Origin of the sequence: Frigoribacterium sp. CFBP 13707 (assembly GCF_014842245.1) — a bacterium.
GTDB classification, from domain to species: Bacteria; Actinomycetota; Actinomycetes; order Actinomycetales; family Microbacteriaceae; genus Frigoribacterium; species Frigoribacterium endophyticum.
Genome location: NZ_JACYVL010000007.1, coordinates 96,811 through 108,222 on the forward strand (window position 1 = coordinate 96,811; position 11,412 = coordinate 108,222).

Sequence of the window (11,412 nt, forward strand, 5' to 3'; positions counted from 1 at the left end):
GAGCGCCCAGCCCCGGGGCTCAGCGCAGACGGCCCGCCGCCGCGGCGTCCACCGCCGCGAGGGCACGGAGCCGGCCCGGCTCCCGCCGCAGCGACCCCGAGAGCGCGACCAGCGCCTCCCGGGGGCCCTCCGGCAGGTCGAGCACGTGCGCGACCGCGTCAGCCAGCTCGTCGACCGAGGCCGTGTTGGGCGGCAGCACGACGCCCACGCCGGTGCGCTCGAGCGCCGCGGCGCCCGCGAACTGGTCGGTCGAGAACGGCAGCACTACGAGGGGCACCCCGTGCGTCATCGACTCCGTGACGCTGTTGTTGCCTCCGTGCGTCACGCCCGCGGCAGCCCGCGAGAGCAGCCGCACCTGGGGCAGGAACCCCCGCACCAGCCACGACGCGGGCAGCTCGCCGAGGTCGGCGGGCACCGCGGAGCCCGTCGCGATCGCGGCCCGCACCCCGAGCCCGTCGAGCGCCGCGGCGACGCGGGCGAGCACGTCCGACCGCACCGACAGGAAGCTGCCGAAGCTCACGTAGACGAACGGCTCGTCGCTCGAGGCCAGCCACTCCTCCACCTCGGGGTCGAGCGGCTCCTCACGCACCGCGGAGCCCAGGTGGGCGTGCGGCGGCAGCAGCGGCGTGCGCTCCGGGTCGGCGAGCTCGGCCGGGTAGTTGTAGAGCAGCAGGTCGCCGTGCTCCGAGAACGCCGACGCCGAGGGGGGCGCGGCGGGGTCGAGCTCGGCCAGGGCCGTGTTCCACTCCCGGGTGAAGGAGGCGCTCACCCGGTCGCAGAGGGAGCGCAGGTCGGCCAGCGCGGCCGGGTCGAGCCCCGCCTCCCAGCCCGCGGGCCACTCCGGCGGCAGGCCGTAGACCTCGTCGCCGAAGGGCAGCGCCGAGGGGTGCCCGAGCACCACGTCGGTGTGCGGCACGTGCCCGGCGACCAGCGCCAGCCGGGCGCTGAAGGCCAGGTGGTCGACCATGACGGCGTCGGGCTGCACCTCCGCGACGACCGCCTGCACCGCGCGCGCGGTCTCGACGGGCTGCCACATGAGGTCGGTGAGCCGCTCGCGCGCCTGGTAGGCGAGGGTCTCGACCCCGCCGCGCCGGGTCGCGTCGAAGAAGCCGCGCAGCGAGTCGTCCTCGCCCGCAGGCTGCTCCTCGGCGCGGATCACGCCGGGGTTCGAGCCGCGCGCCAGCTGCAGGTGCGCCCGCTCGAACCCGAACGACGCCACGATGCCTGCCGTCGCCTCGCCGGTCGCGACGACGACGCGCTCGCCGCGGTCGCGCCAGGCCGTCGCGAGCGTCGCCAGCGGTAGCAGGTGCGACGCGTAGTCGGGCGAGATCACCAGGAGCGTCATCGGAGCCACGCCGTGTCGAGGGCCGCGACCTCGTCGAGGTGCACCCCGCCGTAGACCGACGCCAGGGCCGACGCCATCGCCTGGATCGTGAAGCTGCGCTCCACGGTGGCTCGCGACCGCGCCGCCCTCTGGTCGTCGGGCTCGCCCGCCGCCAGCCCGACCGCGCGGGCCATCGCGGCGGAGAGCGCGTCGACGTCCCAGGTGCTGGTCAGCACGCCGGTGACGTCGCGCTCGACGTAGGTCGACGGGCCGCCGCCGTCGGGGGCGACGACGAACAGGCCCGAGCCCATCGCCTCGAGCAGGGCGATGCCGAACTCCTCCTTGAGGCTGCCGCAGACGTAGACGCCGCGCGGGGCGGCGAGGCCGGGCACGCCGAAGCGGGCGGCGGCGACCCAGCGGGCGACGGTGTCGTTGGGGCGGTGCCCCGGCAGCAGCAGGCCGGAGGCGCGGTGCGTCTCCCGAGGGAGGGTCGCGTGGATGAGCTCGAGCTGCTCCCGCTCGTCCGGTGACGGGTTCGTCAGGTCACCGCCCACGAGCAGCAGGTTCGCCCGGTCGCGGAGCGGGCCGCGGGCCCAGGCGTCGACGATCGTCGCCATGCCCTTGACGCGGTGGAAGCGCCCCACGCTGACGACGAGCGGCAGGTCACGGCGCTCGGCGGGCAGCGTCTCGAGCAGCTCGCGCAGCTCCGCCAGGGGCGGGGTCGCCGGCTGTCCGGCGGCGTGGGCGGCGGCCTCGGCGACCGCCCGGTCGACCACCGCGAGGTCGATGCCCTCGGGCACGATCGTGTGGCGCTCGGGGTGCGACGTGATGTCGATGCCGACGAGGTCGCGCAGGTCGGCGGCGAGCTCGGGGCGGGGGAAGAGCACGGTGTGCGACGCGTTCGAGGCGAGCTGCTGCACGAGCCTCGCGCGGAACCAGAAGTGCTCCTTGACGTCGACGTCGCCGAAGTTCTCGCGGGTCAGGCCGCCCGCGAGGTCCATCGACTGGATGACGGCGTGCGGGTCGGGCGCGACCGTGAAGACCACGGGCACGTCGAGCTCGCGCGCGACGTCGGCGGCGGCCAGGCTGCCGACGTCGGCCATGCGCAGGTGCAGCACGTCGACGCCGCCGCTGGCGCGCAGCACGCGGCGGATGCCGCGGCGGGCCGCGACCCGCAGCGGCCAGGCGGCGGCGGAGGGCACGGGGCCGCTCAGCAGCGGCACCCGCCCGTAGACGTGGCCGCGGTCGTAGCCGGCGAGGTCGCTGACGCTCTCGAGCGCCCCGGCGGACGAGCCCCGCGAGAGGGTGACCACCCGGCTGACGGTGAGCGGCGGGCCGTCGTGCACCGCGCCTCCCGCCGACGTGGGCAGCCGCGATGCCGTCGAGGAGTCGCGGGGCGAGACCGCCTCCGGCCGCACGTCGACCGGGTGCTCGGCCGTGTCGGCCACGAGCGCGTCGCCGAGCCGCACCAGCAGGGTCGCGATGCCCCCGTTGTCGCCGCTGCCCGCCGCGGTGAGGTCGGCGTCGATGTCGGCGTGCAGGAAGAGCTGGGCGACGGTGAGGCCGCGCTCGGCGGCGTCGTCGGCGCCGGCGGCGGAGCCGGGGCCCGCGGCCAGGTCGACGAGGGCGAGCCGGGCGACGTCGGCGAGGTAGCCCTCGCCGTCGGCCCAGCGCTCGAGCGCGACGGCCACCCCGGGGGCGCCGCGGCGCTGGCCGAGGGCCGAGACGGCGGCGACGCGCACGTGCTCGCACTCGCCCTCGTCGCCGGCGACGGCGAGCAGCGGGCGCGTCGCGATCCGGTCGCGCACGAGGCCGAGCGTCTCGACCAGCCGGTAGCGCGCCTCCGCGTCCCGCACGCCGATCAGGCTTCCCTCGACCGACACGGCCACGAGGTCGGGGGCGGCGTCGGACCACTGCTCGAGGGTGCGCTGCGCGAGCATGCCGACGAAGCCGCCCTCGACGACGAGCGCCAGCAGGCGGCCGACGGTCTCGGGGCGGGGGAGTCGCGACGACAGCGCCCAGGCGGCGTGCTCGCGGAGGAAGGCGCGCTCGCTCGAGAGCACGGCGCTGAGCGCGAGGTCGGCCTGCTCGTCGTGCACCTGCGCGAGCGCGTGCGTCGCGGCGATGGCGACGAGCTGGTCGCTGCTGCCGAGGGCGCCGGTGAGCAGGCGGATGGTGCGGGTGCCGCCCGTGCGCGCGGCCTCGAACGCGAGGTCGTCGGCGAGGCGCATGGACTCGACGAGGCCGGTTGCCTGGTGGACGGCGTCGAGCGAAGTCTGGATGCCCACGGGAGCCCCTCTCGCGGCCGGGGGTCGTCCGGCTCGCCGGCTCCGGGTGCGGGGCCGATCCGACGATAGCGGGGAGCGGGCGGTGCGTGGCCTGGGAACGCCGTGCGGGGCGGCCCGCCCCACCTGGTGCCCCGGTGCCCGGCACGGCAGACTCGGGCGGTGACCCGCACCCCCGACCGCGCCCCGACCGGCGCCCGGACCCGCGCCGAGATCGTCCGGGACCACCTCGTCGCCGAGGTCGAGCTCGCGGGCTTCCGCGCGCACGGGCTGCACGTGCTCGTCGGCGACGACGTCGCCGAGCACCGCTGGTCGCCCGACGTCCGGCGCGAGGTGCACTCGGTCGCCAAGGCCGTCTGCGCGCTCGCGGCGGGGATCGCCGCCGACGAGGGCCGGCTCTCGCTCGACGAGCCCGTCGCGGCGTGGCTGCCCGGCGCCGAGCTCGGCGAGGGCGTCGACCGTGTCACGCTCCGCCACCTGCTCTCGATGACGAGCGGCGTCGACCTCCCGTGGTCGCCCACCCTGATGACCGACTGGCCCGACCTCGCGCTCGAGTTCGTCGGCCGACCGTCGCGGGGCCGCGTGTTCCAGTACTCGAACGCGAGCACGTACACCGCGATGCGGGTGCTGACGACCCGGGTGGGCGACGTCGTCGACTTCCTCCGCCCGCGACTCCTCGGCCCCCTCGGCCTCGACGACGTGGCCTGGCAGCGCTGCCCGATCGGCTTCGTCACCGCCGGCGACGGGCTCGCGCTCCGCACGGAGGAGGTGGCGCGGCTGGGCCGGCTGCTCCGCGACGGCGGGGCCTGGCGGGGGAGGCGCGTCGTGTCGGAGGAGACCGCCGCGGCCGTGCACTCGGGCTGGGTCGCGGCGGGCACGAGCCCGGGCTACGAGCGCTACGGCCTCGGTGCGTGGAGCGGCCCCGGCTCGGCCTGGCGCCTGCACGGCGCGCTCGGCCAGCTGGTGCTCGTCGTCGACGACGCGGTCGTCACGATCACCGCCGACGACCACGAGCGGGCCGACGCCGTCGCGGCCGCGGTCGTGCGCGAGCTCGAGGGGCTGCGGGAGGGTCCGCCCGCGGCGGAGCGCTGACCTGCGCTGACCTCGACCCGCCGCAGCGGGCGGGTCGCCGTCCTCGTGGGTGCTCTCCCCCCCGGAGTGCGGCGGGTCGCCGTCCTCGTGGGCGGGTCGGCCCCGACCCGCCCACGAGGACCTCGACCCGCCGACCCGCCCTTGCACCCCCCCCGTTCGGACGGCCGGACGTACCGACCGACGGACGGCTCAGGCGACCGCGGGCACCGCGGCGACCGCGAGCTCGCCGTCGGCCCCGCGGATCTCCACCGACCGGACGTGGTCGCGCGTCACCGCCGCGTTGAGCTGGCAGTCGATCTCGACCTCCGTGCCGAGGAAGGCGCCCGAGGGGTGCTCCCCGCCCTCGTCGTCGATCACGACGACCGAGAACGCCGTGCCCACGGGCAGGCCCGTCACGGTCAGCAGCGTCTCGGTGCCCCAGGTGTGCGCGACGAGGTCGCCCTCGACGCGCACGCCGGTCGGCGCCCCCGCGAAGTCGATCGGCTCGACGGCCCCGAGCGTGCCGGCCGGCCCCTCGGGCGTCGTGTCGCGTGGGGCGGCCACGAGCGCGCCGACGCCCGCTCCCAGCGCGAGGCAGGCGGCGGCGCCGAGCACGGTGAGCAGCGGTCGGCGCCGCGGCCGCAGCGGCGTCACCGGGGCCGAGGGTGCCGAGGGCGCCGTGGGCGCGGGTGCGGAGGCGTGGCCGGGTGCCTGGGGGGCCCGGGGTGCCGGAGGTGCGGTGCCGGCGACCGGGGCCGGCCCCGTCGTCGAGGCGGTCGCTCCGGGCGCCTCCGGCCCCGCGACTCCCTCGACCCGGCGGCGCAGCTCGGCGCTCGGCTCGACGTCCTGCCACGATCCGAGGCCGGCGAGGGCGCCGGGCAGCCCGCCCAGCTCGGCGAGCTCGCGGTCGATCGTGGGGTCGGCCGCCCGCAGCCGCGCGAACTCGTCGGCCTCGGCCGGGCTGAGGTCGTCGCCGAGGGCCGCGGCGACGAGCTCGGCCCGTCGGTCGTCGGAGCCGGGGGTCCCGGGCATCGGTTCAGGCATCGGTCTGGTCCCCTTCGTCGAGGTGCGAGCGGAGCGCGCGGAGCGCGTAGAAGACACGGGTGCGGAGCGTGGCGACCGGCACGCCGGTGGCGGCCGAGAACTCCTGGTAGCTGAGGCCGGTCAGGTGCACGGCGACCACCGCCTCCCGGTGCTCCGCGCTGAGGCGGGCGAGCCCCTCGACGATGCCGAGCCGGTCGAGCGGGTCCGCCCCCGTCTCGGCCGGCACGTCGAGCTGGTCGTCGTGCTCGACGAGCGCCGGCCGGCGGGCCCGGGCACGGAGGGCGTCGAGCACGACGCGTCGCTGGATGGTGAAGAGCCAGGTGCGCTCGCTGCCGAGGGCCGGGTCGAAGGAGTCGCGCGACCGCCAGGCGCGGAGGAACGTCTCCTGCACGCAGTCCTCCGCGGCGCTGCGGTCGCGGAGCGCGTTGACCGCGAAGCCGAGCAGGGCCGAGCCGTGCTCGGCGAACGCCGACGGCACGTCGAAGGTCGGCAGGTCGACGGGGTGCACGTCGACGCCGGGCTCGGGCGTGCTCATCGGGCTCCACTCGGGTGCGGGTGCGGGTGCGGGACGCGTCAGCGCGAGCGTCATCGGGTGCCTCCCACTGTAGGGGCGCACCGGTCGTCGCCCTCGAGGGGGATACGACCGACCGGGCGGCTCCGTTCACCCGCCCCCAGGACGGTTCCGAGAATTCTCGGGACTCGGGTGAACGCGGCCCCGCCCTCCGGCGTACCTCCCTGCAGAAGCGCGCCCGACCGGGCCGCTCCCGTCGAGAGGCAGACGAATGTCGAAGAAGCGATCCATCCGCATCCTGACCATCGGAGGAGCCGCCGCGGCCGCCTTCACCCTGCTCGCCGCCGCGCCCGCGTCGGCGGAGACCGAGGTGCAGGCCCCGTCCACGTTCACCAGCGCGTTCACCGTCATGGCGACGCCCGACCAGGTCATCTCGACCGCGGGCGCCCCGGCGCCGGGCGAGGCCGGCGCGACGGGCACGTTCGACTTCCGGATCAACAGCGACCAGGAGATCATCTGCTACGACATCACCCTCACGGGCGTGACGGGCGACTACATGAGCCCGGCGAAGACGGCGACGCACCTCCACCAGGCCGCGGTCGGCAAGTCGGGCCCGCCCCGCATCGCCTTCGCGAACCCCGTCGACCAGGGCGACGGCACCCGCACCAGCAGCGGCTGCCTGCAGGGCCCCTTCACCACCGGCGTCATGAACGACGCGGGGGCCGACACCGGCACCGGCTTCACGCTGGCCCAGATCGAGGCCGACCCGGCGTCGTTCACCGGTGACTCGCACACCGCCGCGTTCACCTCGGGCGTCGTCCGCGGCCAGCTGACGCAGGTGCCCGTCGGCGGCGTCGACACCGGCTTCGGAGGCGCGGCGCAGGCCGGCACCGGCTCCGGCCTCGCGCTCGGCGCGGGTGCACTCGGGCTGGTCGGCGTCCTCGGCACGGCGGCGTGGATCGCCGTCCGCCGCCGTCACGCCCAGGAAGGCTGACCCGCGTGCGACGGCCGCTGCCGGCGCTCGCCGCGGCGGTCGTCGTGCTGGGCGTGCTGACCGGGTGCTCGGGCACGGGGGCCGGGGTCGCCGCTGACGCGACCGGTGCCGGGGCCCGCACCGCGACTCCGTCGGCTCCCGCCCCGGCGCCCGACCCCGCCTCGTCACCGAGTGCGGCGACGGCGACGCCTCCGCCGGCCGAGGCGGAGGCCGTGGCCGTGCCGGCCGTCGGCGTCGCGCCGGCGCGCGTCGACGTCGCCGCGATCGGGCTCTCCGAGCCGCTGATCGACCTGGGGCTCGACGCCTCGGGCGCGATGGAGGTGCCCGTCGACGCCGACGACGTGGGCTGGTTCACCGGGGGAGGGCGCCCCGGCGGGCGTGGTCCGACCGTCGTCGCCGGCCACGTCGACTCCGCCTCGGGGCCCGCCGTGTTCGCCCGGCTCGACGAGCTCGTCGTCGGCGACGAGGTCGTGCTGACCGACGTCGACGGTGGCGTCGCGCGCTACGTCGTCTCGGAGGTGGTGGACGTGCCGAAGGCCGAGTTCCCCACCGCCCGGGTGTTCGGGGCGCAGCCGACCGACGAGCTGCGGCTCATCACCTGCGGCGGGGTCTTCGACCGCGGATCGGGCCACTACGACCAGAACCGCGTCGTCTTCGCCGACCGCGTGGGGTAGCCGGCCGCGCAGCGCCCGGGGCCCGTGCGGCGGGCCACCTGCGGTGCACTACCGTCGAGGAGGCGCGGGCCCGGTCCGCGCCTCCTTCCCCTTGTCCCTGGACGGCCCGCGGGCCCGGAGGTCAGCGTGCGCACACTCGCCATCGGAGACGTCGGCGTCGTCGACGACATGATCCACATCGGCGACGAGGCCATGACCGAGGAGCTCGTCGTCCAGCTGCGCCGGCGCCGCGTCGACGCCGTCACGCTGCTCTCGAGCGCCCCCGACGAGACCGCCGCGCGCTACGACGTCGACGCCGTCCGGCCGATCGGCTTCGCCCCCGGCCCGCTCGGCGGCCGCGACGGCCAGGTCGAGCGCCTCGAGCGCGTACTCGCCGCGGCCGGGGGCAGCCGCACCGCGCTGCCCCACGACGACCCGGCGCTCGCCGTGATCGGGGCCGTCCGCGAGGCCGACGCGGTCGCCGTCGCCGGCGGCGGCAACATGGCCTCCCGCTGGTCGCTGCACGTCTTCGAGCGCGCCGCCCTCGGCGCCGTCGCCCGCGTGGTCGGGCGCCCGCTGGTCGTGACGGGCCAGACGATCGGGCCCGATCTCGTCGCCGACGACGAGCGGCTCGTGTCGGGGCTGCTCCGTGACGCGCGCCTCTTCGGGGTGCGCGAGAGCGCCTCGCACACGCTGATGCGGCGCGTGGCCGACGACACCGCGCCCGACCTCGCGCGCAAGGTGGTGCAGAACGTCGACGACGCGAGCTTCCTCGGGGCCGACGCCGCGCCTCCCGCGGTCACCGGCCTCGACGCGGGCGCCTCGGCCGGGCCCGGGTCGCTGCTCGTCGGAGCCGGCTCCTTCCCGTACTGCGCGGTCAGCCTCTCGACGCACGTCGGCGACGCCGACCGGCGGCAGGTCGTCACCGCCCTCGCGCGACTGCTCGACCGCGTCGCCGACGAGACGGGGCTCGAGATCGCGTTCCTCGCGCACTGGGCCTCGCTGAACGAGGGCGAGGAGCGCGGCGACTCCGTGCTGCACCGCCGGGTCATCGACGCGATGACCACCTCGCGGGTGCGGATCGAGCCGACCACCGACTCCGTGGCCGCCGCACGGTTCGCGCGGGGCGCCTCCCTGCACCTGACGAGCCGCTACCACCCGGCCGTGTTCGCGGTCGCCGGCGGGGTGCCGACGGTCGGCATCTCGGTCGACGAGTACACGCGCGTGAAGCTCACGGGGGCGCTCGGCGCCTTCGGCCAGACGAGCGTCGCCTCGGTCGAGGCGCTGGTGCTCGGCTCGGCGGCGCGGCTCGCGCTGGCGACCTGGGACGACGCCGCGCAGGTGCGGGCCCGGTGGGAGTCGCGGGTCGGCTCGGTGCGCACCGCCTCCGCCGGCTGGTGGGACCGCGTCGCGGAGGAGCTCGGGGCGTAGCTCGCGCCGCCCGCGCCGCGCGCCCCGCGCGCCCGCTCGTGCCGCCCGGCCGGTCGCGCCCGCCCCGCGCCCGCCCCGAGCGCCCGCTCGTGCCGCGAACCACGTTCTCGCACCCGAACCACGCCGCGGCATGGTTCCCGTGCGACGACGTGGTTCGTCGTGCCGCGCGGCCCCTCCCGGCCGACGCGCAGCCTCTTTCTGACACCGCGTGTCACAATGCTCGGGACCGGCACCGAGGCCGGTCCCGACGAAAGAGGCAGCCATGGCCGACCTGACCACCACCCCCGACCGTTTCCGCGGCAAGACCGTCATCGTCACCGGGGCGGGCAGCGGCATCGGCCGTGCGTCCGCCCTCCGCTTCGCGCGGGAGGGCGCCCGGGTCGTGGCCGCCGACGTCGTGGCCGAGCGCCTCGACGCGCTCGTGGCGGAGAACGCCGAGCTCGACCTCGTGCCCGTGACCGGCGACATCACGACGGAGGAGGGCGTGCAGGCGGTCGTCGCCGCCGCCGAGGGCCGGGTCGACGCGCTGGCGAACGTGGCCGGCATCATGGACGGCTTCCTGCCCGCCGCCGAGGTCGACGACCGCACGTGGGAGCTCGTCTTCGCGATCAACGTCACGGCCGTCGTGCGCCTGACGCGGGCCGTGCTGCCCCTCATGATCGAGGCCGGCTCGGGTGCGATCGTCAACGTCGCGTCGGAGGCGGCGCTCCGCGGCTCAGCCGCCGGGGTGGCCTACACGGCCTCGAAGCACGCCGTCGCGGGCATCACGAAGAACACGGCAGTCGTCTACGCGAAGCACGGCATCCGCACCAACGCCGTCGCACCCGGGGCCACGATCACCAACATCGAGGCCCCGATGAAGTCGCAGGTCGCCGCGGCGGCCCTCGGCCCGATCATGCAGACGACCGTGCCGACGCCCGTCGAGGCCGACGTGCTCGCCGCGTCGATCACCTGGCTCGCGAGCGACGACGCGACGAACGTCAACGGGGTCGTGCTGCCCTCCGACGGCGGCTGGTCGGCGATCTGACCCGGTCGGGCCGCCGGGGGCTCGGCGGCGGCCCGAAGTGGGGGTACCGGAGAGGATGCAGGCGCATACAGTGGCCACAGCGCCGGGGGGAGCATTCCTGTACTCCTCGCCCCCACGCCCAGACCGGACGGCCCCCGTGACCCTCACCTCAGAACTCCTGCTCCGGCAGGACCCGAGCGAGGACGACCTCGTCCTCGCGACGGCGCAGGGTGACCAGAGGGCCTTCGCCCAGCTCTACGACATGACGTCGTCGCGGGTGCTGGGGCTGGTGCGGCGCATCCTCGTCGACCCGGCGCAGTCGGAGGAGGTCGCGCAGGAGGTCTTCCTCTCCGCCTGGCAGGAGGCGGCGCAGTTCGACCCCGCGAAGGGCAGGGCGGTGTCGTGGCTGCTCGTCCGCGCTCGTCGTCGTGCGATCGACCGGGTCCGCTCGGCGCAGGCGAGCCGGGTGCGTGACATGACCGTCGGCATCCGCGACCTCGACGACGTCCGCGACGACGTCGCCGAGACCGCTGCCGTGCACATCGAGCACGCGCGGGTGAGCCGGGCGATGAAGGGCCTCACCGCTGCCCAGAGGCAGGCGCTCGAGCTGACCTACTTCGGCGGCCTGAGCCACTCCGAGGCGGCCGGCGAGGCGGGTGTGCCGCTCGGGACGATGAAGACGCGCACGCGCGACGCCCTGATCGCCCTGCGGAAGCTCCTCGGCCCGGACGCGGTCGCGCGCGGCTGAGTGCCGGGGGCCCTGTTTCCAGGCCACCCGTAGTCGTCTTCCGCCGATGCCGAACGAGTACTGCCCCGGGGCGGCTGTTGCCGTTTCAATGAGCGGTCGTTCATCGGGACACCTTCTCGGGCCCATTAACGTCGCGGGAGGTCAAGTGATGCCTGGCCTGCGGATTCGCGTATGCCTGTCCCGCAAAAATGCCCGGTGACGGGGGGTTTAAACGCTACAGTCGGCGGATGCTCATCGGATACGCGCGTGTGTCGACCTCTGGACAGGATCTCGCAGCACAACGTGACGGTCTTAAAGCACTCGGTGTTGACGATCAACACGTTCATGTTGACCACGGCTTGTCGG

At 76.0% G+C, this 11,412-nt stretch carries 11 protein-coding genes; 7 read left to right on the forward strand and 4 right to left on the reverse strand.

The features are described 5' to 3' along the window. Positions 1-19 precede the first annotated feature (19 nt). Positions 20-1,345 carry a glycosyltransferase gene (locus tag IFT45_RS12730; protein ID WP_192128540.1) on the reverse strand — a complete coding sequence of 442 codons (1,326 nt, stop codon included), beginning with the start codon at positions 1,343-1,345 and terminating at the stop codon, positions 20-22. Continuing rightward, complete coding sequence (locus IFT45_RS12735; RefSeq protein ID WP_192128542.1) at positions 1,342-3,612, reverse strand: glycosyltransferase; 2,271 nt, start codon at positions 3,610-3,612, stop codon at positions 1,342-1,344. The genes IFT45_RS12730 and IFT45_RS12735 overlap by 4 nt, the downstream gene beginning before the upstream one ends. A gap of 159 nt (positions 3,613-3,771) precedes the next feature. On the opposite strand from IFT45_RS12735, the gene IFT45_RS12740 reads away from it, so the two are divergent. Next, on the forward strand, positions 3,772-4,701 hold the full coding sequence (locus tag IFT45_RS12740) for a serine hydrolase (RefSeq protein WP_192128544.1): 930 nt from the start codon (positions 3,772-3,774) through the stop codon (positions 4,699-4,701). Between the two features lie 189 nt (positions 4,702-4,890). Here the strand turns inward: IFT45_RS12740 and IFT45_RS12745 are convergent, their stop codons facing one another. Beyond that, entirely contained in the window at positions 4,891-5,712 is an 822-nt protein-coding gene (locus tag IFT45_RS12745) for a hypothetical protein (protein WP_192128546.1), read from the reverse strand. Positions 5,713-5,716: 4 nt separating this feature from the next. Further along, positions 5,717-6,259 carry a sigma-70 family RNA polymerase sigma factor gene (locus IFT45_RS12750; protein WP_244637984.1) on the reverse strand — a complete coding sequence of 181 codons (543 nt, stop codon included), beginning with the start codon at positions 6,257-6,259 and terminating at the stop codon, positions 5,717-5,719. Positions 6,260-6,506: 247 nt separating this feature from the next. On the opposite strand from IFT45_RS12750, the gene IFT45_RS12755 reads away from it, so the two are divergent. The 6 genes from IFT45_RS12755 to IFT45_RS12780 all read left to right on the forward strand — a co-directional run. Continuing rightward, a complete protein-coding gene (locus tag IFT45_RS12755; RefSeq protein ID WP_192128548.1) occupies positions 6,507-7,229 on the forward strand; it encodes a CHRD domain-containing protein in 723 nt (240 codons plus the stop codon). Between the two features lie 5 nt (positions 7,230-7,234). Then, on the forward strand, positions 7,235-7,903 hold the full coding sequence (locus IFT45_RS12760; RefSeq protein WP_192128550.1) for a sortase domain-bontaining protein: 669 nt from the start codon (positions 7,235-7,237) through the stop codon (positions 7,901-7,903). Between the two features lie 126 nt (positions 7,904-8,029). Further along, a complete protein-coding gene (locus tag IFT45_RS12765; protein ID WP_192128552.1) occupies positions 8,030-9,313 on the forward strand; it encodes a polysaccharide pyruvyl transferase family protein in 1,284 nt (427 codons plus the stop codon). 262 nt (positions 9,314-9,575) lie between these two features. Next, complete coding sequence (locus IFT45_RS12770; protein ID WP_167258063.1) at positions 9,576-10,340, forward strand: SDR family NAD(P)-dependent oxidoreductase; 765 nt, start codon at positions 9,576-9,578, stop codon at positions 10,338-10,340. A gap of 136 nt (positions 10,341-10,476) precedes the next feature. Then, positions 10,477-11,067, forward strand: coding sequence for a sigma-70 family RNA polymerase sigma factor (locus tag IFT45_RS12775; RefSeq protein ID WP_307803258.1), 591 nt, complete (start codon positions 10,477-10,479; stop codon positions 11,065-11,067). A 227-nt stretch (positions 11,068-11,294) separates the two neighbouring features. Next, on the forward strand, positions 11,295-11,412 hold a 118-nt coding region (locus IFT45_RS12780; RefSeq protein WP_192128556.1), incomplete at its 3' end, for a recombinase family protein.

What these genes read in the sequence shown, in the direction of transcription:
- IFT45_RS12750 (WP_244637984.1), bottom strand. Translation starts at nt 6,259, where the DNA reads ATGAGCACGCCCGAGCCCGGCGTCGACGTGCACCCCGTCGACCTGCCG.
- IFT45_RS12745 (WP_192128546.1), bottom strand. Translation starts at nt 5,712, where the DNA reads ATGCCCGGGACCCCCGGCTCCGACGACCGACGGGCCGAGCTCGTCGCC.
- IFT45_RS12755 (WP_192128548.1), top strand. Translation starts at nt 6,507, where the DNA reads ATGTCGAAGAAGCGATCCATCCGCATCCTGACCATCGGAGGAGCCGCC.
- IFT45_RS12730 (WP_192128540.1), bottom strand. Translation starts at nt 1,345, where the DNA reads ATGACGCTCCTGGTGATCTCGCCCGACTACGCGTCGCACCTGCTACCG.
- IFT45_RS12770 (WP_167258063.1), top strand. Translation starts at nt 9,576, where the DNA reads ATGGCCGACCTGACCACCACCCCCGACCGTTTCCGCGGCAAGACCGTC.